This window comes from Acrocarpospora macrocephala, from assembly GCF_009687865.1.
Classification (GTDB): Bacteria; Actinomycetota; Actinomycetes; order Streptosporangiales; family Streptosporangiaceae; genus Acrocarpospora; species Acrocarpospora macrocephala.
In genome coordinates this window covers 80,842-100,620 of the sequence record NZ_BLAE01000004.1, presented here as the reverse complement: position 1 = coordinate 100,620, position 19,779 = coordinate 80,842, and the positions used below count along the sequence as shown (strand labels likewise).

Here is a 19,779-nt window from a genome sequence, read left to right as displayed (position 1 = left end):
GTGGTGATCGGCCGGGCCTGGGTCAGCCACAGCGTGCCGTTGGCGTCGATCGCCCACTCGGGTGTCCTGCGGCGATCCGTAATGGTCCTCGACCTGGTTCCCGAGCTCGGCCAGCGCGAGCACCTGCGCGTCGGTGAGGCACGCCGCGTCGTGCTCGGCCGCGACATGCTCGACTCCGCCTCCGGCCAGGGATCGTACGGCCACGCGCTTGTCACCCAGCCGCCGCTCCAGGATCCGCCCGTCCCGTACGACGAAATGGTCGGGATTGACCGCCCCCGACACGACGGCTTCGCCGAGGCCGGGGCTGGCGTCGATGACCGCTTCGCGGCGGCGGCCGGTCACCGGGTTGGCGGTGAACATGACGCCCGCCACCTCGGACTGGACCATCTCCTGGATGACGACCGCCAGCCGGACCGCCCGGTGGTCGATCCCGTTCGCCGCCCGGTACGCCACCGCCCTGTCGGTCCACAATGACGCCCAGCAGCGGTGCACCGCGTCGAGCACGGCGTCGCCGCCGATCACGTTCAGGTAGGTGTCCTGCTGCCCGGCGAAACTCGCGTACGGCAGGTCCTCCGCCGTGGCCGACGACCGCACCGCCACCGGCACGTCCCCGAATTGCCGCACGGCTTTCGCGATGTCGTCCGGAATCGCCGCGCCCATCACCAGCGCCCTGGCCCGCGCCGGGTCGGCCGCCAGCTCGGGGGAGCCCAGGTCGAGCGAGCCCGCCACCTGCTCGTACGCCTCGGTGGTGACGACCACGCCCGGCGGGACCGGTAGCCCCGCCGCGGTGAGAATCCCCAGGTTGAGCGCCTTCCCGCCGACCAGCCCGAGATCCTCCACCCCAATATCCCGAAATTTCAGGATGTACGACATGTGACCGCCTCCTTGCGGCCAGATTACGACCGAGCCAAGAGTAAATCAACAACTGATGAATTTACTCCAACGCGAAGGGCTCATCAGTCTCGGGGCCGTGGGTGACGGACGTGTCGAAAGGTTGTCAGGTGAGCGAAGCGGCCCGTCGGTGTGCGACCAACCCCCACAATCCGCGCGGCGCCCAGATGGCGACCCCCGTCGCGAGCAGGCCCAGAATGATCAAATACCAGGCGCCGTATCCGGCCAGCGCTTGCTGGAGGACGAAGTAGAGCGCCGTCCCGACGATCGGTCCTTCCACTGACCCGAGCCCGCCGATCACCGTCACGAAGATCATCTGGGCTGTCCATTGGACTGCGAAAGCCGACGTCGGCTCCACGTTGAGCTGGCTCACCGCCAGCAACGCCCCCGCCGCCCCGCACCCGAACGCGGCCAGCACGTAAACGATCCGCTGCGTCCGCGCCACGCCCACGCCCAGACTCCGAGCCCCCGTCTCGTCATCCCGGATCGCGGTCAGCGCGAGCCCCAGCCGCGTCCGCAACGCCAGAAAGATCCCTCCGACCGTGAGCACCGCGACCGCCAGCGCGGCCCAGTACGTCATCGCTCCCAGCAAAGCCGGATCGATCCCCGCAAGCCCGGGCACACTCGCCCCCGTCCCGCCACCAAGCGCGGGAAACCGGCTGATCACCAGCTGGCACACATCCGCCACCACCCACGTAGCAATGGCGAAATATCCCCCACGCAGCCGGAACACCAACCACGAGAACACCAGCGCGACCGCCCCGCACCCGATCACCGCCAGCGGAATAGCCGCGAACGGATCGGCCCCCCGCTGGGCCAGCATCAGCACGAAATACGCCCCCAACCCCACAAACGCCTGCTGCCCCACCGAAACCAGCCCGCCGTACCCGGCCAGCAGATTCCACGCGCTCGCCATCGTCAGCAAAATGAACAGATTCACCAACGTGTCCGTAGTGCCCGAAAACACGACGTACGGCAGGCAGGCCAACCCCGCCACACCCACGACGACAACCGTCACAGCCGTGATAGACGGCCGAGCCGCTCCCTCCCGAGGGCCTCCCCCGGAAGAGAGAGGACGCGGCAAAGCCGACACCGCCCGCCGTACGTCGAGAAACCGGCGCGCCCGCCGCAGAGGGGAAAACCACGCGCGAGGCGCGCCGGCGCCAGTGAGCCCCTGCGGCCGCAGGGCCAGAACCGCCAGAAAGACCAAATGTCCAGCAATAACGGCATAACTCAGATTGATCTGCGCCCCGATGGCCTGCGAAAGCCCGAGCACTACGCCGCCGAGCAAAGTCCCCCACAACGACCCGAGCCCACCGATGACAACAGCCTCGAACGCGAACAACAACCGCGAAGTCCCCGACGAGGGCGCAAACGATGAGTACATCCCAAACGCCAACCCCGCCAGCGCCACCGTCGCAAACGCGATCGCCGCCGCAATCCCGAACACATGCCGGTGTCCGACCCCCGACAACCGCGCAGCCTCCGGATCATCGGCCACCGCCCGAATCAACCGCCCGGTCCCCGACCTGCTCATGAACAGCTGCAACCCAACGAGTACGGCCACCGCCGCCACGAACACCGCGATCGACAGATACCCCACCGAAAGCCCGTCCACGATCTCAACAGACCCCGACGCGAACGCTCCCGTATCAAAAGAGTGACTGTCTGCCGTAAACACCTCAAGCAACAAGTTCGCAATCACCACAGAAAGCCCGAACGTGACCAGCAACGTGGTCAACGGCCCTCGATCGATACTCGCCTGAATAAGCGACCTCTGCAGCAAATACCCCAAAACCCCAAACAGCGGAATCACAATAACAAACGACCAAGGTGCAGGCCCAAGCGCAACCACGATATAAGCGGCGGCAACCGCTAAATCCCCATGCGCGAGACTAATGATCCGCATAACTCCGAACATGAGCGAAAGCCCACACGCGAACAACGCATAGAGCCCACCCAACAGAACACCTTGCACAATCGCGTTAACCCAGTTCACCGACGTTCCCTCCGCACCCCAATGAAGCTGCCGGCCCGCCGGGTTGCTCGCCGTTATCCGGCGCCGTTCGCGCTGGTGATGGTTCTCGCCGCACCGGTGCCAAGAGGGGCAGCGGGCGGCATGCCAGGGTCGCGCTTTGAGTGATGGTGTAGGGGGTGGTCAGCGCGGGCGCGCTATGAGTGGTGGTGCTTGGGAAGTTCACTCGCTTTCCTCTCGTAAGCCGAAATAGGCTGCCTCGATCTGTGCTGGGGTGAAGTCGCGGGGGCGGCCGTCGAGGGTGGTTCGGCCCTCCAGGAGGCATTGCAGTCGGGACGCGACCCGGATGGCCTGGCTGACGTCCTGTTCGACCAGGAGGATCGCCATCCCGGTTTCGAGGAGGCGCGGCATCAGCGCGTACATCTGCTGGACGATCTTTGGCGAGAGCCCGAGCGAGAGTTCGTCCAGGAGCAGCATGCGGGGGTTGGCCACCAGGGCGCGCCCGATCGCGACCGCCTGCTGCTCGCCGCCGGACAGCTGGGTGGCGGGCTGGCGGCGGCGTTCCCGCATCCACGGGAACAGTTCGTAGACCTTGCCGAGATTCCATGGTCCGGTCGCCGCGCGATGCCGTCCGACCAGCAGGTTCTCCTCCACCGAGAGCGAGGAGAACAGCCGGCGTCCTTCCGGGACCAGGCAGAGCCCGCGGGTGACCCGCTGTTCCGGCGGCTCCCGGGTGATGTCCTCGCCATCCAGCAGGACGGACCCGGACGAGGGCGGATGCAACCCGGCGATGGCCCGGAGCAGGGTCGACTTGCCCGCGCCGTTCGCGCCGATGACGGCGTGCACCTGGCCGGGCTCCAGCACCAGGCTGAGCTCGTGCACCGCGCGCAACTGCCCGTGGTCGGCGCTCAGCTTCCGCACTTCAAGCATCGCGGTCCTCCGCTTCGGTGAGGGCGTCGGCGGTCCCGAGGAAGACTTCCTTCACCGCCGGAGACGCGAGCACCTCCAGCGGCCCGCCGTCGCCGATGATCCGGCCACCGGCCAGGCAGATCAGCCGGTCGACCGTCGCGGTCAGGGCGCGGACGACATGCTCGATCCAGAGGACGGCCAGGCCTTCGCGCTCGCGGGCGGCGGTGATCAGGGCGACCAGCTCGGTCACCTCCGGATCGGTGAGCCCGCCCGCGACCTCGTCGAGCAGCAGCAGCTTCGGCCGGGTGGCCAGCGCGCGCGCCAGCTCGAGCCGTTTGCGCTGGAGCAGCCCGAGTTGCGCGGCGGGCCGCCCGGCCAGATCGGCCAGCCCGGTCTCGCCGAGCACCCGCGCGGCCAGCGCGTAACTGGCCCGCCCCCGCGTCCTGGCTCCTTGCTGCGCGGCGACCAGCGTGTTCTCGAAGACGCTCAGCCCGAGAAACGGCCGGGGCACCTGATAGGTACGGCCAATGCCCAACCGGCACCGGACCGACGGATCGAGCAGCGTCACCCGATGCCCGTCGAAGCGCACCTCTCCGGCGTCCGGCCGCAGATCCCCGGAGATCATCCCGAACAGGCTGGTCTTGCCCGCGCCATTGGGCCCGACCACGCCGACGGCGTCGCCTTGCCGTACCGAGAGAGTGAGCTCGTCGGCCACCGTAACCCGGCCGAACCGTTTGGTGATCCGGTCGAGTTCGAGCACGTTCACGGGTTCGTCGGGGTGAGGTCGGCGCCGACCGGGACGGCGGGGTTGAGGCTGTTGTCGACGACCACCATCTCGTACGGAAAGTCCGTGCCCTTCTTCCACTGCACCCCGACCGGCTGCTGGATGGCCACCCCCGGCACGGGACCCTTGGTCCAGTCGAGCGGCCCGGAAATCCCGGCATAACTCATCTTCTGCAACAAGGCGGCGACGGCCTTGCGGTCGTGTGGCGCGTCCACGGCCGTGAACGCCTGATGGGCCACCTCGAACAGCGAGTAGGTCGAGCCGAGCGTCTGCAGCCACTGCTTCCCGCTCGCCGTCTGGTAGGCGTCGGCGAGCGCCTTCGCCGTGCTCCCGTCCAGCGAGGACGTGTACGGCATGTACGGACCCCACCACGAGTCCGTCGCGATGTTGTTCACCAGATCACCCAGTGCCACCGTGTCCGCCGGGAACAGCAGCACTTTGGCGACCGTGGCCAGTCTGGGCTTGAAGCCCTGCTGCGCGGCCTGCTTCCACATCGTGTTGAAGTCGGGCGGGATCGGCGCGTTGATGAAGATCTCGCAGTCCTCCTCCTTGAACTTCGAGATCATCGAGCTGTAGTCGGTGGTGCCGTTCGTGTACGAACCGCCGTCCACCCACGTGTACCCGGCGTCCTTGATGATGTCCGGCCACGCCCCCCGGAACGCGTTGCCGTCCGCGTCGTTGGGGAACATCCCGGCCACGGCCTTGCTGTTCGGAACGCGCTCCCACATCGGGACGAAACACCCGCCGAACTGCTCGACCCCGAAGAAGAACATCGTCGTGTACGTGAACGGCTTCGGCTTGGCCGGATCGGCCTGCCGGGCGAAATACCACGCCTGCCACGGCACCACCGCCGACACACACGGCACCCCCTGGGCTTCGCAGACGGTCGCCACCGGGTTGGTCGTCTCCGGCGTCGAGCTGGTGACGATCATGTCGGCGTGGTTCTGCAGGATCAGCTCGCGCGCGACCTGGGAGGCCCGGTTCGGGTCGGACTGGGTGTCCTTGACCACGATCTCGACCGTGTACTTCCTGCCTCCGGAGGTGATGCCGCCCGCGAACGCCTGGGTCTTGCGGATCGTGTCCACGACGAACGCGTCGCCGGAGGCGAATCCGGCCAGCGGCCCGGTCTGCGGGCTGACGAACCCGATCACGATCGTGTCGGTGCCGGTCGCGCCGGAACCCCGGATCGACGTGCTGCAGCCGGTGGCGGCCAGGGCGGACAGGCCCAGGCCCTTGAGTAACGTTCGGCGTTCCATCTATCTCTCCTGGAGGTGGGCGATGGGGAACAGGGGGCGTCCCAGGTGGCCCCAGAGGCCGCGCGGGGCGAAGAGCGTGACGGCGACGGCGACCGCGCCGAGCAGGACCAGATACCAGGGGCCGTGGGCGGCCAGGGTCTGCTGCAGGGCGAAGAAGATCAGCGCCCCGGCCACCGGGCCTTCGATCGTGCCGAGGCCGCCGATCAGGACCATGAACATCATCAGCACGCTGTACTGCACGCCGAAGATCGATCCCGGCTGCACGTAGAGCGTGTGGGTGAACAGCAGCGCGCCGACCGCGCCGGTGCCCGCGGCGGCCAGGCAGTAGGCCCAGCGCCGGATGCGGGCCACCCGAATCCCCGAACTCGCCGCCGTGACCGGGTCATCGCCGACCGCGCGGGCGGCCAAGCCGTACCGGCCGCGGGCGAGCAGCCACACCGCCAGCACCGAACCGGCCGCGATCGCGAGCGCCCACCAGTACACGACCGCCTGCCGCAATAGCGGCAAATATCCGGATATGCCGGGGAGGGAGACGCCGGTGTTGCCGCCGATGGCGGGGGAGAGCGTCACCGACAGGCGGAAGATCTCGGCCAGCACCCAGGTCGCGACGGCGAAGTGTCCCCCCGACAGCCGGAGCACCGGAAACGAGACCGGCAGCGCCACGACCCCCGCCAGCACCGCCGCCAGCGGAATCGCCACGAACGGATCGATCCCCGCGAGCGCCAGCACATAGAGCCCATAAGCCCCGACGCCCAGATACGCCTGCTGCCCGAACGACGTCAGCCCCGTGAACCCCGCCAGTAGATTCCACCAGCTCGCCATCGCCACCAGCGAGAACAGCGTCACCAGCGGCTGCTCCACGGCCGGCCCCAGCATGTACGGCACCCCCGCCAGCAATATGACGATAAATCCGGCGATGTATCTCATGGGCGTACCGGCCGGACCACCAGCACCACGAAGAACAGCACATGCACCGCGAGCACCGCGAACCGCACATCCCACAGGGCGACCAGCTGCTGCGTGACCCCGAGCACGATCCCCCCGCCGAGCGTCCCCCACAACGACCCCAGCCCGCCGATCACCACCGCCTCGAAGGCGAAGATCAGGATCAGCCCGCCCGCGTACGGATCGAACGTCGACATCAACCCCTGAAACACCCCGGCCAGCGCCGCCGTCGCCACCGAGATCCCCGCCACCCCCGCGAACACCGGCCGCACCCGGACCCCCGCCAGCCGCGCCGCCTCGAGATCGTCCGCCGTGGCCCGCACCCGCCGCCCGAACCCCGTCCGCGCCAGCACCAGATGCAACGACCCCAGCACCACCACGGCGACCGCGAACCCCGCCACCCGCAGCCACGACACCGCCACCCCACCGGCCTCGAACCCGGCCAGCGCGAACGCCCCGCCGTCCAGCGACCGCGGATTCGCCGAGGCCCCCGTCACCAGCAGGTTCTGGATCAGCACCGACAGCCCGAACGTGACCAGCACCGGCGCCAGCACCCCACCCCGCAGCGCCCGCTCGAACAACACCAGCTGCAGCACCACCCCCACCCCGAACGCCAGCGGCAGGATCAGCGGCACGGCGGCCAGCACCGGCACCCCGAGCCCGGTCGCCACCACCAGCGCCAGATACGCCCCGCACACCGCCAGATCGCCGTGCGCGATGTTGACCAGCCGCATCACCCCGAACGCCAGCGAAAGCCCGCACGCCACCAGCGCGTACGTGCCGCCGACCAGAACCCCCTGAACCAGCGCCGCGATCATCGGAGCGGAGTGAACTCGCCCTGCACGGGAATCGTGGGGTCGAGCGTGTTGTCCACGATGACCAGGTCGTACTTGCCTGAGGTGTTCCTGCGCCACTGCCCGAGCAGGTCGGGCGCCAGCGACACGTTCTTGCTGGGCCCGGCGGTGAAGTCGTACCGCCCGCTGATCGCCTCCCCCTTCAGGGTGCCGATCGCGGCCGCGACGGCCGCGTGGTCCTTCGGATCGGCGGCGGCCTTGAACGCGGCGACCGCGATCTCGAACAGCGCGTGGTTGAACCCCATCGGCGGCGTCCACTGCCGCCCGTAGCCGTCGGCGAACTCCCTGGCGGTGCTCCCGTCCAGCGACGACCGGTACGGAAACGCCGACGACCACCACACCGGCGCGACCAGACCCTCGGCCAGCTCCCCGAGGGTCTCCGCGACGCTCGGGAACAGCATGGCCTTGGCCACCGACACGATCTTCGGCCGGAACCTGTTCTGCGCGGCCTGCCGCCAGAACGTCACCCAGTCCGGCGGGATCGGCGCCGCCTGCAGGATCTCCGCCTCGCCGCCGGCGAACGCCGCCAGGATCGAGGTGTAGTCCTGGGTGCCGTCCTCGTACGCGCCCGAATCCACCACCTTCCACCCGGTCTTGGCCGTGACGAAACGCCGGTACAGCTCGCCGTCGGTGTCGTTCGGCCACAGCCCGCCGACCACCTGGTTGGTGTCCGCGCGCGCCCAGAGCCCGGCGAAGACCTCGACCTCCTGCTGGGTGCCGATGAAGTGCAGGTAGGAGTAGGTCGGCGCGGGCCGCCCGTCCGCCCAGATCTCCCACGGGCAGATCGTGGCGACACACGGCACCTTCGCCGCCTCGCACTGGTCCGACACCGGATTGGTGGTGTCCGGCGTCGAGGTCGCCAGCACGATGTCCACCTTGTCCCGCTGGATCAGCTCGCCCGCCACCTCGGCCGCCCGGGCCGCGCTGGACTGGGTGTCCTTGACGACGATCTCCACCGGATAGGTCCGGCCGCCGATCGACAGCCCTTTGGACAGGGCGGTCCTGACCTTGCCGAGCACGTAGTCGTCGGACTCGCCGAACACCGCCAGCGGCCCGGTCCGCGGGCTGACGTAGCCGATCTTCAGGGTCTGGCCGCCGCCGGAGCTCTCCCTGAGCCCGGCCGAGCAGCCCGCGATCGAGGCAATGCCGAGCGCGCCCAGGAACATCCTGCGGGTCGGGTGGTAGGTCAACAATGTGGCGCCTCCGCTCGGGACAGGCGGTTCGGCCCCCAGCACCTGTGCCGCTATTGTCAAAGCTCCAGCTCATTCGGTCTTGTACGTCAGGGAACATCCCTTGACTGCCAGTGCATGGGCTCGCAGGCTGTCTCCATGCCGTACCTGGCCGACACCGAGAACGTGTCGAGCGGCGAGCGCCGCGACTACTGGCGCCATGTGGTCTCCCACGCGTTCGTCCCGCTCGAAGCGTCCTTCCCGCGCGAGGACGCCGGATTCGACGGACGGCTGCGCGGGGCCACCCTGGGCGCGCTCGGCGTCTACGACGTCGACACCGGCGCGCACGCCGCCCACCGCACCGCCAAGCTGACCACGGCCGCGCCCGCCGAGTGCTACAAGCTCGGCCTGGTCGTCAGCGGCCGCGGGCTGCTCGGCCAGGACGGCCGCCAGGCCGTGCTCAACCCGGGCGAATTCGCGGTGTACGACACCGACCGGCCCTACACGCTGACCTTCGAGGACCCCTCCCGGCTGCTCGTGCTGATCTTCCCGCGCACGATGCTGGGCCTGCCGCAGGACCGGATCGCCCAGATCACCGCCACGCCGATCTCCGGCGACTCCGGCCTCGGCGCGCTCGTCGGCCCGTTCCTGCTCCAGATCGGCGCTCTGCTGGAGGAGGTGGAGACGCACGGCGGAGCCAGGCTGGCCGGAAACGTCATCGACCTGGTCGCCACCACGCTGGCCGGGCGGCTGGACCTCACCGCCGACCCCGGCAGCATCCGCAACGCGCTGTTCCTGCGCATCACCTCCTACATCGAGGCCCACCTCGGCGACCCCGGCCTCGGTCCCGCCGAGATCGCGGGCGCGCACCACATCTCCACGCGTTACCTGCACAAGCTGTTCCGGGCCGAGGGCACCACCGTGCTCGCCTGGATCCGGGAGCGCCGCCTGGACCGGTGCGGTCGCGACCTGCGCGACCCGCTGCAGCTCCTCCGCCCGGTCAGCGCGATCGCCGTCAGGTGGGGCTACACCGACGCCTCGCACTTCAGCCGCATCTTCAAGGCCGCCTTCGGCCTGTCGCCCCGGGAGTACCGTCACGGTCAAGCGCTGTGCGCTCGCGGGCAAGACGAGGCTTCGCCGCTGCCCCGACCATGAACGCATGGGACGTCTCGACGGCAAGGTCGCGCTGATCACCGGCGGTGAGGGCAGCCTGGGCATGGCCACGGCCCGGCTCTTCACGGCCGAAGGCGCCCAGGTCATGCTCGCGGGCGTGGACGAGCCCGGCCTGGCCGCGGGGGCCGCCGAGCTCGGCTGCGCCGCCCGGGTGACCGACGTCTCCGACGCAGAGCAGGTCCGCGCCGCCGTCGACGCCGTCATCGGCCGGTACGGCAGGCTGGACGTGGTCTTCAGCAACGCCGGGATCGCCGGGGTGGTCGCGCCGGTGGTCGACTACCCGGACGAGGTGTTCGACCGGGTGCTGGCCGTGCACGTCCGGGGCTCGTTCCTGGTCTGCAAACACGCGCTGCCCGTGATGTCGGACGGCGGCAGCGTGATCATCACCTCCAGCGTGGTCGGGCTGACCTCGGACGCGGGGGTCAGCGCGTACGCGACGGCCAAGCACGCCCTGGTCGGGCTGATGCGCACGCTCGCCAAGGAGGTCGCGCCCCGCGGGATCCGGGTCAACACCGTGCACCCGGGGCCGGTCGCCAACGACTTCCAGCGCACGATCGAGACGGCCGTCACCGGCGCGCCCCCCGAGGAGGCCGCCCGGCTGTTCGACGCGCACATCCCGCTGGCCCGGCACGCCGACCCGGATGAGGTGGCCCGGGTGGTGCTCTTCCTGGCCAGCGACGACAGCTCGTTCATGACCGGCAGCCCGGTCCAGGTGGACGGCGGCATGAGCATTTAATCGGGCGTTTGCACTATTTCCCGTTATCGAATGATTTCGAAACACCCGGCATTTCAGAAGATGCGACTCCTCGGGGATGGGACCTACCGTCTCATTCGAGGAGGGTCATGGAAACGCTACAGAAACCCGAATTAGCGGAGCGTGCCGGAAGAATCGTGCCATTGTTGCGCGGAAACGCGTACTGGTCGGAGGGGCACCGCCGCCTGCACCCGCTGTCCATCGAGGCGATGGGCGACGCGGGCGTCTTCAAACTCCGAGTCCCGGAGCGGTACGGCGGGTACGCCTGCGACAGCCGTACCCTCACCGAGGTGCTCAGCGTGCTCGGGCAGGGGGACGGCTCGACCGCCTGGACCGCCGCCGTGTGGTCGATCGCGACCTGGCTGACCTGCCTGTTCCCCGACGAGGTCCAGGACGAGGTGTTCTCGGCCCCGGACGTGCGGATTTGCGCGACGCTCAGCCCGACGGCGGTGGCCACGCCCAAGGGCTCCGGCTACACGGTGACCGGCCAGTGGGCGTTCATGAGCGGCGCCCTGCACAGCCAGTGGCAGGTGATCGCCGCCGCCACCGAGAGCAGCGGGCCGATCATGGCGCTGGTCCCGATGTCCGATCTGGAGATCATGGACGACTGGTACACGACCGGTCTCAAAGGCTCGGGCAGCGTGAGCACGATCGCCACCGACGTGCACGTTCCGGCCGTCCGGGTGCTCCCGCTCGGCGCGATCCTGCACGAGCAGTACGCCTCACGCCTGAACGCGGACACGCCCGTCTACCGCGCGCCCTTGCTGCCCACCGCCTCGGCGTCCTCGGTCGGCACGCTGATCGGCCTGGCCAGGGCGGCGATGGGCGCGTTTATGAACCGCCTGCCCCAGCGCGGCATCACCTACACCGGTTACACCAGCCAGCGCGAAGCCCCGATCACCCACCTGCAGGTCGCCACCGCCGAGATGAAGATCGACGAAGCCTGGTTCCACGCCGACCGGCTGGCCACGCAGGTGGACACCACCACGACCTGGACGATGAAGGACCGGGCGCGGGCCCGCGCCGACATGGGCGCGGTCTGCCAGCTGGTGAAGGAGGCCGTGGACATCCTGAACACGGCCAGCGGCGGCTCGTCGATCTACGACACCGTGCCCATCCAGCAGATCGAGCGGGACGTGCGCGCGATCAACCTGCACGCCCTGATGCACCCCGACACCAACCTGGAACTTTACGGTCGCGTCCTCTGCGGGCTCGACCCGAACACCTATTACCTATGAGGCACCCATGCTCAGATGCAGCGTCGTCATCCCGACGTACAACCGGGCCGAACTCCTGCGGCACACGCTCCACGCCCTGACCCTGCAGACGCTCCCGCGCGAGGAGTTCGAGGTCATCGTCGTCGACGACGGCTCCGACGACGGCACCGCCGAGGTGGCGCGCGCCTTCGAGGACCGGCTGGACCTGCGCTACTCCTTCAGGGAACGCGAAGGCTACCGGGCCGCCAAGACCCGCAACGTCGGCATCTTCCAGGCCAAGGCGGAGGTCTGCGTGCTGTTCGACTGCGGCGTGCTGCCCGGCTCCGGCTGCCTGCGCGCCCACCTGGCCAGCCACGCCGCCGCCGAGCGGCCGATCGCGGTCACCGGCTACGTGTTCTGCTACAACTTCGGCGGCGAGGACGCCGACCTGATGAACCGCACCATCGACTTCGGCAACCCCGACGCCACCATCGCGATGCTGCGCGCGAACCGGCAGTGGCTGGACATGCGCGAGGACTTCTACACCAAATACGGCGACGACTACGGGTATCTGCCCGCGCCCTGGATGAACTACTGGACCTGCAACGTCTCGGCCAGGACCGACCAGCTGCGCGCGGTCGGCGGCTTCGACGAGGACTTCGTCGCGTGGGGCGGCGAGGACATCGACCTCGGCTACCGGCTGCACCGTGACGGCGCATACTTCGTGCTCAACCGGGACGCGGTCGCGATCCACAGCCCGCACCCGAAGAGCGAGTCGGAGAACAACGCCGAGGCCGACGCCAACTACCGGCGGATGGCGGACAGATACCGCACGCCCATCACCCGGCTGCTGCTGTCCATCCCGGACGTGAACTTCTTCAATCTGAACGACATCATCACGCTGCGCGGCATGCCCGCCTGCGCGGACTACGTGGCCGCCAGGTAACGCCGTACCCACCCGAGCGCCGACGGGTTTTTCACGAGAGGACTCCGTTATATGCGCTTGGACCCGACCCGCGTGCTCGTCACGGGCGGCGCCGGTTTCATCGGATCGACCCTCTGCGACCGGCTGCTGCGCGACGGCTGCCAGGTCGTCTGCGCCGACAACTTCTCCACCGGCCGCGAGGCGAACATCGCCCACCTGCGGGCCGCGCCCGGCTTCCAGCTGATCACGGCCGACGTGGTCGAGCCGCTGGACATCCCCGGCCCGATCCACGAGATCTTCCACCTGGCTTCCCCGGCCTCGCCGGTGGACTACCAGCGCCTGCCGCTGGAGACGCTGCGCGCCGGCTCCGCCGGCACCGACAACGTGCTCGCCCTGGCCCGCGCCAAGGACGCGCGCTTCCTGCTCGCCTCCACCTCCGAGGTGTACGGCGATCCGCTCGAACACCCGCAGCCGGAGTCGTATCTGGGCAACGTCAACACGGTCGGCCCGCGATCGGTCTACGACGAGGCCAAACGTTACGCGGAAGCGCTCACGGTGGCCTACCACCGCGCGTACGGCACCGATGTCGCGATCGCGCGGATCTTCAACACGTTCGGCCCCCGGATGCGGCTGGACGACGGCCGGGTGGTGCCCAGCTTCATCGCGCAGGCGCTCGCCGGGCGGCCGTTCTCGATCAACGGCACCGGGAAGCAGACCCGTTCCCTCTGCTACGTCGACGACATGGTGGACGCGCTGCTGGCGCTCATGCGTTCGCCGCATCGCGGCCCGGTGAACCTGGGCAGCACCGACGAGATGGCCGTCCTGGACATCGCCGGGCTGATCGCCGACCAGACCGGCAACCCGCTCCGGTTCGTGTACGCGCCGCTCGGCCAGGACGACCCGGAGAAACGCCGCCCGGACACGCGGCTGGCCCACCGGCTGCTCGGCTGGTCTCCGGCCGTCGGCATCCGGGAGGGCATCGCTCGAACGATCAGCTGGTTCCGTACCGATCTGGGGAGTTTTCGATGAAATGCAGCGTGGTGATTCCGACGTACAACCGGGAAGAACTGCTCCGCCACACCCTCAACTCGCTCACTCGGCAGACCCTGCCTCCGGATCAGTTCGAGGTGCTGATCGGGGACGACGGGTCGAGCGACGGCACCAAGGCCATGGTGGACTCCTTCCGCGACCGACTCAATCTCCGCTACTTCTTCCAGGAAGATCTCGGCCACCGGGCCGCCCAGGCCCGCAATCTCGGCCTGTCCCAAGCGTCGGCGGACATCACCGTGCTGATGGACGCCGGCGTGCTGGCCAGCACCACCTTCCTGGACGCCCACCTCGCCAGCCACGCGAGCTCCGACGTCCCGCTCGCGGTCTGCGGCTACGTCTACTGCTTCAATCTCGACAACGAGGACGCGATCCTCATTCTCAAGGCGATCGACTTCGCCAACCCGGATGCCACCATCGCCAAGCTCGAGCGCACCGGCCAGTGGCTGGACGTCCGTGAGATCTTCTACGCCAGGTACGGCGACGACTTCGCCGACCTGCCCGCGCCCTGGCTGAACTACTGGACCTGCAACGTCTCCGCCAGGACCGCGCAACTCCACGCGGTCGGCATGTTCGACGAGGAGTTCCGCCGCTGGGGCGGCGAGGACCTCGACCTCGGGTACCGCCTGCACCGCGATGGCGCCCGTTTCGTCCTCAATCGCGCCGCGACCGCGATCCACGTGCCCCACCCGAAGAGCTTCGACGGCAACAACGACCAGGCGGCGGAGAACTACCGATACATGGCACGCAAGTACGGAACCCCGATCATCGACTTGCTGCCCCGGATCGGCGAGCTCAACTTCTTCGAGCTCAACGACATCATCCGGGAGCTGGGGCTGCCGCAGTGCAACGACTACGTGGCGGCTCAGGGGCAGATCTCGGGGTAGTTCCGGTCCGGCAGGTAGGACGGGAGGTCGAGGGGTGGCGGGAAGCGCCTGGCCAGGGCGCAGAGTTCGGTGGCCGGGTCGGGGGTCAGGGCGGGGTTCCACAACCGTCTGGTCCCGGCCGGGCCGCCGCCGATCAGCTCGCGTCCGTCGGGGCTGAAGGTGACCGTACGCAGGGCGCGGCCGAGAGGGGAGCCGAGTTGTTTGTGGGTGGTCAGGTCCCATAGGCGGATATTTCCGGCGGCGGTGGCGAGGGTGTCGCCGCTGAACGCGATCGAGGTCACGGGGGTCGTGTGGCCGAGGAAGGGCGGGCCGATCGGGAGTTTGTCGGTGACGTTCCAGAGGCGTACGGTGCCGTTCTCGGTGCCGGTGGCCAGGTGGGTGGGATCGCTCGGGTCGAAGGCGAGGGCGGAGATGCCGCTCGCCTGGGCGAGGGTGAGGTCGATCGGGGTGCCGGTGGTCACGTCCCACCAGCGGATCGTGTGGTCGTCGCCGCCGGAGACGAGATAGCGGCCGTCGGGGGAGTAGGTGAGGGTGTTCACCTGGCCGGTGTGGCCGGTGAGGCGCTTGTGGAGCTGGCGCTGGGTGCGGGCGTCCCAGAGGCAGATGCTGCCGGCGGTCGCGGTGGCCAGGCCTTGGCCGTCGGGGCTGAAGGCGACCGCGTTGACGACTCCTGGGCGGCAGGCCATGGGGGCGCCTGCTGGTTTCCCGGTTTTTATGTCGAAAAGCTGGGTGCGGCCGGCGGTGTCGCCGACGGCGAGGGTGGTGCCGTCGGGGCTTGGGGTGCTGGTGCTGGCGCTGCTTCTTCCGGGGGTGGGGGTTCTCGGATCGATGGCTCCTGGGGCGGCGGTTGTCGTGGACACCCTTATTTCCGGGGTGGTGGTCATGGGTTCGCCGCTTAGTTTGCGGGTCAGGGCGAGGTCCCAGATGCGGATGACCTCGTCGTCGCTGGCGGTGGCCAGCCACTGGCCGTCCGGGCTGATCGCCAGGTCGCGCACGGTTCCGGCGCGGAACGGTTCGGCCAGGGGGACGCCCGATTCCAGGACGTGCACCGCGCCGTTTCGCTGGGCGGTGGCGAGCAGGTTTCCCTTCGACGCGAGGGCCACGAAGTCGCCCTTGATCGGCCGGCTGGTCTGTTGCCGGGTCCCGAGGTCCAGCCGTCTCAGCGTGCCCTGCAGCGTGAACGCCATGTTGCCCTGATTTATCGTGACAGGGCCTGGTCCGCCCGCGACCCGGCCGATCAGGCGATGCGTGCGGGCGTTCCAAATGCGCAGGACGCCCGCGTTGTCGTATGTGGTCAGGGTTCTGCCGTCGAAGGTCAGGTCGCGGAGGCCGCTCGGGTGGCGGGGGAACGCGCGGCCGAGCTGGCGGCGGGTGGTCATGTTGATCAGGCGGGGCACGCCGTTCTGGTCGCCCACCGCGAGGACACGCCCGCGGGGGTCGGGCGCGACGATCGTGCCGCGGATCGGCTTGCCGACCTGTTTCTCCCCGTTCCAGATCCGGATCGTGCGATCCCGGCTCGCGGTGATCACCCGGTCGTTCGCGGCGAACGTCACCTGCGTGATCGCGCCCCGGTGTCCCCTGATCGGCTGACCCGTCGGCTTGGCGGAGCGCGCGTCCCAGATCCACAGCGTGCCGTCCGCGCCGCCGCTGGCCAGCAGGGTTCCGTCCTGGTTGTACGCCACCGCGTACACGCTGTTGCGGTGCCCCCGCAGCACGGCGGTGAGCGGGCGGGTGAGGGCAGCCAGCAGGCTTCGGCGGGCCTCCGGGGTCGGCGCGGACCGCCAGGCGGCCACCGCCAGCAAGCGGGACATCGCCGGATCGACCGCGGCGACGTTCTCGCTCTGCGCGGCCAGCCGTACCGACTCGACCCCGTCGCGCGCGGTCAGCACCTGCCGGGCCGCCACCACGGCGCCGGAACCGGTCGCCAGTAGCAGCACCGCCAGCACCGCCGCGCGCAGTCCGTTCATTCGTCGAGCCCCCATCAGGGATCCGTCAGCTCGATGAAATCCTTTCTGACCAGCCGGGTGACCGCCAGTCCGGTCTCCCGGCTCAACGGGCCTTCCGCGTCTAGTTTGAGGTGTGCGGCCAGGTCTAGGGCGTACAAATCGATGGCGGATTCCAGGAGTGAGCCGAATGTCTCAGCGGCCGCTCTCGCCCGTACCCACGCCGTCACGCAGGTGACCAGCGCGACAATCGCGGCGGGCCACCAGAACACGGCCACCGGGAGGTAGAGCAAACCCCACGCCATCAACCGCGCGGCGGCGGCCAGACTCTCGTAAGCGACCGCGATCTCGGTCCGCGCTTCCCCGGGCAGCACCAGCCACAACCGCGGCCAGACGCCCGCCAGATCCAGATCGTAGGAGCGCAGCACCCGCTGATCGACCGCACGCAACCGGTCCCCGATCCACATCGGCCGGGCCGAAGGGACCAGGCAGATCGCGTTCCTGGCGTTGACGAGATCCGCGAGACCGGCGAGTCTTTCCTCCTCGATGGAGAGCATGATCTCGGCTTGGGCGTGCTTCCAGCGCCGTTCCCTGCGCCGCGTCAGCCACACCAGCGGCGCCCGCGCCCCCCGGGCCGTCCACAGCCGCATGATCGCGACCCCGCCGGCCGCCGCCGCCAAACCCAACCCTGCGGACACGGCCAGCATCCCGGCCGCCGCCAGGGCCAACTGCGCCGCAGTCGCCGTCCCCGTCAGCCAGTCCGCCAGATCGAGCGCCCCCAAGGCATTCCCATGCCCGAGCCTGACGCCAGCTACCCACGCCGCCACCAACAGGAACCCCGGCAACAGAAGCAGCGAAAGCCACCGTTCCGCGACCTTCTTCCCCAGTTCGGCGAAGAACCCGGTCACGTGGTCAGCCGCAGCACGCGCATCGGCCGCTCAAGGAGCGTGCAGACTTCCCCCGCCCGCCAGACCCGCCGATCACAGGCCCCCGTCGGACAAGCCCAGAACTCGATCACCGGATGCCCGCCGCCCAGTCCCGGCACCGGTTCGAATCCCCGGGTCCCGCCGGTCCCCGCGTCAACGCCGAGAGCCGCCAGCGCGTCGTCCAGAGCATCCAGCTCATCCTCATCAGGAGACCGACCCGCCCGAACCACCCCGACCACCCGGTCGAGCAACACCGCGGCGTCCGTGCCCGCCAGGAACCCAGCCAGGTCATCCCCATGCAACTCACAGATCCGGGCGATCCGCTGAGAGATCATTCCGCTCCTCCGCGCCGGGTGTGGAGTGCCCATGATGACCGCATCCTCACGCCTCCATCAAGGCGGCCCGGTGGGCTCGGATCAGTCGAAGCGTATGTGGCTGACGCCTATCCAGGCCCCGCCGCAGATACCCCCGCACCGCGTGGTCCGTGTTGGGGGTGAGGGCCAGCCCGCCCAGACCACGCTGTAGATCATGATCAACTCGGCGTCCTCATCGACATGGAACGCCATGACCCCGAAATCGCCGAACACCGTTCTCCGGAACGACGGATCGTCAGGATAGACGGCGACGGCGTCCCACGGTTCTTCGATCAGTTCCGCCGTCCTGGCCGCCAGAGCCTGAACGGCCTCGAACGGCACTTCATCTGGGCTAACGCGAACGGGTGCAGCTCAGCGCGATAACTCATTCCCGGCGGGCTCGCGCCCGGGCCACATGGTCGGCCCAGTCGGGGAAGACCTCATCGGCAGCTGCGCCCCCAGGTGCCCGCCCCTGGCGGATGTCCCGCTCCACGTCCTTCAAGGCCGGGTCGGTGTCGAGCATCGCCTCGCCCCACCAGCGGCGCAGGACGGTCTCCGCCTGCTCCAAAGGGGCTGTGCCGAGCTGCCGGTAGAACTCCATACGGCGGCTGCCGGAGAGCGCGGCGGCGATCCCGTCGGCGGTCCGGGGGACCCGGGGCTGCTCGGGAACGTCATGGCTGGCTGGCGCGCTCATATTGGCATGCTGGCCCGACGAAAGTACCCGTGCACCAACAGGTAGTGGGGGTCTCCAGAGATAGCCCCGAGCGGAGTCACGAAGCTCCTCACCGCTGGCGACCGTGCTTATGGCGATATACCGTGCTTTATGGCCGCAGATCGTGAAGGCGCGGGCCGAATGCCCCAGTGGAAGCGTTTGTCCCCTGAGGTAGATGATTTGGCGCCCGATGGTTCGTCTGTTCGGCTGCTGTGTGCCACGGAGCGTGGCAGTATGGCGCACTTTGAGTTGCCGCCTGGTGCGGTCTCCCGGGCTGTACGGCATCGCACGGTCGAGGAGATCTGGTATGTCGTCGCCGGCATCGGCGCAATGTGGCAGAACCTGGACGACGAAAACTACGAGATTCTCCTCGAACAAGGCTTATCGCTCACTATCCCCGTAGGGGTCGCGTTCCAGTTCAGGAACAGCGGAACCACCGTTCTGGAGATCGTGGCCATCACCATGCCGCCATGGCCCGGGCCAGCCGAGGCGCAGCCGGCCGAAGGTCGTTGGCCGTCCACTATGTGAGCGCCTATACGAAACCGGCGAGTTTGTAGAGTACGAGGGAACCGGCGACGGCGACGTTGAGGCTGGCTCCTGTGCCGATCATGGGGATTTCCACGACGGCGTCGAGGAGGTCGAGGGCTTCTGGGGGGATGCCGTCGCTTTCGTGGCCCAGGACGGCGATGGTCGGCTGGCGGGCCATGGGCAGGTCGGCCAGGTGGATGGCGTTGTCGGCCAGTTCGACTCCGAGGATGTGGGCTCCCGACGCGCGCTGTTCGGTCAGCCAGGTGACGGGATTGCGCACCCAGTGCACGCAAGCGGGTTGCCGGAGCGTGTTGCCTCGTGCCAGTGCTTCGGGGACCCACGGCAAGCGCGGCACGGCCAGGCATGCGCCGGCCGCGTCGCAGGTACGGAGCAGGGTGCCCAGGTTGGCGCTGTGCAGCGGCCACAGCGGGGCCGCGTACAGATGATCGAGGCACTGTGGTGGACGTCTGCGGCGCTGGCGGCGCAGATCCTTGCGTGTTCGGACGTGGATGGCGCTCATGCGTGAGCGCGGCACGCTCCCGCGAGAGAGTA

General features: G+C 68.9%; 20 protein-coding genes and 1 pseudogene. 7 read left to right on the top strand and 14 right to left on the bottom strand.

Annotation, left to right across the window (positions count from 1 at the left end; genetic code table 11):
- Positions 1–120 precede the first annotated feature (120 nt).
- From Amac_RS57680 to Amac_RS02015, 8 genes and pseudogenes are all read right to left on the bottom strand, one after another.
- Positions 121–873 (bottom strand): annotated as a pseudogene (locus Amac_RS57680) (PEP/pyruvate-binding domain-containing protein); the annotation flags it as partial.
- A gap of 124 nt (positions 874–997) precedes the next feature.
- A complete protein-coding gene (locus Amac_RS02045; protein WP_155352546.1) occupies positions 998–2,890 on the bottom strand; it encodes an ABC transporter permease in 1,893 nt (630 codons plus the stop codon).
- Positions 2,891–3,088: 198 nt separating this feature from the next.
- Positions 3,089–3,796, bottom strand: coding sequence for an ABC transporter ATP-binding protein (locus Amac_RS02040; RefSeq protein ID WP_155352545.1), 708 nt, complete (start codon positions 3,794–3,796; stop codon positions 3,089–3,091).
- Positions 3,789–4,541 (bottom strand): ABC transporter ATP-binding protein, encoded by a 753-nt coding sequence (locus Amac_RS02035; protein WP_155352544.1) that lies wholly within the window; start codon positions 4,539–4,541, stop codon positions 3,789–3,791. Before Amac_RS02035 ends, Amac_RS02040 begins: the two co-directional genes overlap by 8 nt.
- Positions 4,538–5,815, bottom strand: coding sequence for an ABC transporter substrate-binding protein (locus tag Amac_RS02030; protein WP_155352543.1), 1,278 nt, complete (start codon positions 5,813–5,815; stop codon positions 4,538–4,540). Before Amac_RS02030 ends, Amac_RS02035 begins: the two co-directional genes overlap by 4 nt.
- Positions 5,816–6,742: a branched-chain amino acid ABC transporter permease gene (locus Amac_RS02025; RefSeq protein WP_155352542.1), complete on the bottom strand. Its 927-nt coding sequence runs from the start codon at positions 6,740–6,742 to the stop codon at positions 5,816–5,818.
- Complete coding sequence (locus Amac_RS02020; RefSeq protein WP_155352541.1) at positions 6,739–7,578, bottom strand: branched-chain amino acid ABC transporter permease; 840 nt, start codon at positions 7,576–7,578, stop codon at positions 6,739–6,741. The genes Amac_RS02025 and Amac_RS02020 overlap by 4 nt, the downstream gene beginning before the upstream one ends.
- Complete coding sequence (locus Amac_RS02015) at positions 7,575–8,804, bottom strand: ABC transporter substrate-binding protein (protein ID WP_155352540.1); 1,230 nt, start codon at positions 8,802–8,804, stop codon at positions 7,575–7,577. The genes Amac_RS02020 and Amac_RS02015 overlap by 4 nt, the downstream gene beginning before the upstream one ends.
- Before the next feature lie 117 nt (positions 8,805–8,921).
- On the opposite strand from Amac_RS02015, the gene Amac_RS02010 reads away from it, so the two are divergent.
- From Amac_RS02010 to Amac_RS01985, 6 genes are all read left to right on the top strand, one after another.
- Positions 8,922–9,938, top strand: a complete 1,017-nt coding sequence (locus tag Amac_RS02010) for an AraC-like ligand-binding domain-containing protein (protein WP_218040834.1) — start codon at positions 8,922–8,924, stop codon at positions 9,936–9,938.
- 4 nt (positions 9,939–9,942) lie between these two features.
- Complete coding sequence (locus Amac_RS02005) at positions 9,943–10,692, top strand: SDR family NAD(P)-dependent oxidoreductase (protein WP_155352539.1); 750 nt, start codon at positions 9,943–9,945, stop codon at positions 10,690–10,692.
- Positions 10,693–10,799: 107 nt separating this feature from the next.
- The gene (locus Amac_RS02000) at positions 10,800–11,948 is read left to right on the top strand and encodes an acyl-CoA dehydrogenase family protein (protein WP_155352538.1); all 1,149 of its coding nucleotides are present in this window, start codon (positions 10,800–10,802) and stop codon (positions 11,946–11,948) included.
- Between the two features lie 7 nt (positions 11,949–11,955).
- On the top strand, positions 11,956–12,852 hold the full coding sequence (locus Amac_RS01995; RefSeq protein WP_155352537.1) for a glycosyltransferase: 897 nt from the start codon (positions 11,956–11,958) through the stop codon (positions 12,850–12,852).
- A 51-nt stretch (positions 12,853–12,903) separates the two neighbouring features.
- Positions 12,904–13,860 carry a UDP-glucuronic acid decarboxylase family protein gene (locus tag Amac_RS01990; RefSeq protein WP_155352536.1) on the top strand — a complete coding sequence of 319 codons (957 nt, stop codon included), beginning with the start codon at positions 12,904–12,906 and terminating at the stop codon, positions 13,858–13,860.
- Positions 13,857–14,765 (top strand): glycosyltransferase, encoded by a 909-nt coding sequence (locus Amac_RS01985; protein ID WP_155352535.1) that lies wholly within the window; start codon positions 13,857–13,859, stop codon positions 14,763–14,765. The genes Amac_RS01990 and Amac_RS01985 overlap by 4 nt, the downstream gene beginning before the upstream one ends.
- Here the strand turns inward: Amac_RS01985 and Amac_RS01980 are convergent.
- The 5 genes from Amac_RS01980 to Amac_RS01960 form a co-directional block, all read right to left on the bottom strand.
- Entirely contained in the window at positions 14,744–16,747 is a 2,004-nt protein-coding gene (locus Amac_RS01980) for a WD40 repeat domain-containing protein (RefSeq protein WP_155352534.1), read from the bottom strand. The two genes, Amac_RS01985 and Amac_RS01980, sit on opposite strands and share 22 nt — an antisense overlap.
- Positions 16,747–17,616: a hypothetical protein gene (locus Amac_RS01975; RefSeq protein WP_155352533.1), complete on the bottom strand. Its 870-nt coding sequence runs from the start codon at positions 17,614–17,616 to the stop codon at positions 16,747–16,749. The genes Amac_RS01980 and Amac_RS01975 overlap by 1 nt, the downstream gene beginning before the upstream one ends.
- Complete coding sequence (locus Amac_RS01970) at positions 17,613–17,969, bottom strand: hypothetical protein (RefSeq protein WP_155352532.1); 357 nt, start codon at positions 17,967–17,969, stop codon at positions 17,613–17,615. The genes Amac_RS01975 and Amac_RS01970 overlap by 4 nt, the downstream gene beginning before the upstream one ends.
- Before the next feature lie 81 nt (positions 17,970–18,050).
- Entirely contained in the window at positions 18,051–18,329 is a 279-nt protein-coding gene (locus Amac_RS01965) for a hypothetical protein (RefSeq protein ID WP_155352531.1), read from the bottom strand.
- Positions 18,330–18,372: 43 nt separating this feature from the next.
- A complete protein-coding gene (locus Amac_RS01960) occupies positions 18,373–18,681 on the bottom strand; it encodes a hypothetical protein (protein WP_155352530.1) in 309 nt (102 codons plus the stop codon).
- A gap of 252 nt (positions 18,682–18,933) precedes the next feature.
- Between Amac_RS01960 and Amac_RS01955 the strand changes: the two genes are divergently transcribed.
- On the top strand, positions 18,934–19,227 hold the full coding sequence (locus tag Amac_RS01955; RefSeq protein WP_218040833.1) for a cupin domain-containing protein: 294 nt from the start codon (positions 18,934–18,936) through the stop codon (positions 19,225–19,227).
- 4 nt (positions 19,228–19,231) lie between these two features.
- On the opposite strand, the gene Amac_RS01950 is transcribed toward Amac_RS01955, so the two are convergent.
- Positions 19,232–19,747 carry a TrmH family RNA methyltransferase gene (locus Amac_RS01950; protein ID WP_155352529.1) on the bottom strand — a complete coding sequence of 172 codons (516 nt, stop codon included), beginning with the start codon at positions 19,745–19,747 and terminating at the stop codon, positions 19,232–19,234.
- Positions 19,748–19,779 lie beyond the last annotated feature (32 nt).

Coding starts and splice junctions, on each gene's coding strand:
- Amac_RS02040 (WP_155352545.1), bottom strand. CDS start 3,796: ATGCTTGAAGTGCGGAAGCTGAGCGCCGACCACGGGCAGTTGCGCGCG.
- Amac_RS02030 (WP_155352543.1), bottom strand. CDS start 5,815: ATGGAACGCCGAACGTTACTCAAGGGCCTGGGCCTGTCCGCCCTGGCC.
- Amac_RS02025 (WP_155352542.1), bottom strand. CDS start 6,742: ATGAGATACATCGCCGGATTTATCGTCATATTGCTGGCGGGGGTGCCG.
- Amac_RS02020 (WP_155352541.1), bottom strand. CDS start 7,578: ATGATCGCGGCGCTGGTTCAGGGGGTTCTGGTCGGCGGCACGTACGCG.
- Amac_RS02010 (WP_218040834.1), top strand. CDS start 8,922: ATGGGCTCGCAGGCTGTCTCCATGCCGTACCTGGCCGACACCGAGAAC.
- Amac_RS02005 (WP_155352539.1), top strand. CDS start 9,943: ATGGGACGTCTCGACGGCAAGGTCGCGCTGATCACCGGCGGTGAGGGC.
- Amac_RS02000 (WP_155352538.1), top strand. CDS start 10,800: ATGGAAACGCTACAGAAACCCGAATTAGCGGAGCGTGCCGGAAGAATC.
- Amac_RS01995 (WP_155352537.1), top strand. CDS start 11,956: ATGCTCAGATGCAGCGTCGTCATCCCGACGTACAACCGGGCCGAACTC.
- Amac_RS01990 (WP_155352536.1), top strand. CDS start 12,904: ATGCGCTTGGACCCGACCCGCGTGCTCGTCACGGGCGGCGCCGGTTTC.
- Amac_RS01985 (WP_155352535.1), top strand. CDS start 13,857: ATGAAATGCAGCGTGGTGATTCCGACGTACAACCGGGAAGAACTGCTC.
- Amac_RS01980 (WP_155352534.1), bottom strand. CDS start 16,747: ATGGGGGCTCGACGAATGAACGGACTGCGCGCGGCGGTGCTGGCGGTG.
- Amac_RS01970 (WP_155352532.1), bottom strand. CDS start 17,969: ATGATCTCTCAGCGGATCGCCCGGATCTGTGAGTTGCATGGGGATGAC.
- Amac_RS01960 (WP_155352530.1), bottom strand. CDS start 18,681: ATGAGCGCGCCAGCCAGCCATGACGTTCCCGAGCAGCCCCGGGTCCCC.
- Amac_RS01955 (WP_218040833.1), top strand. CDS start 18,934: ATGGCGCACTTTGAGTTGCCGCCTGGTGCGGTCTCCCGGGCTGTACGG.
- Amac_RS01950 (WP_155352529.1), bottom strand. CDS start 19,747: ATGAGCGCCATCCACGTCCGAACACGCAAGGATCTGCGCCGCCAGCGC.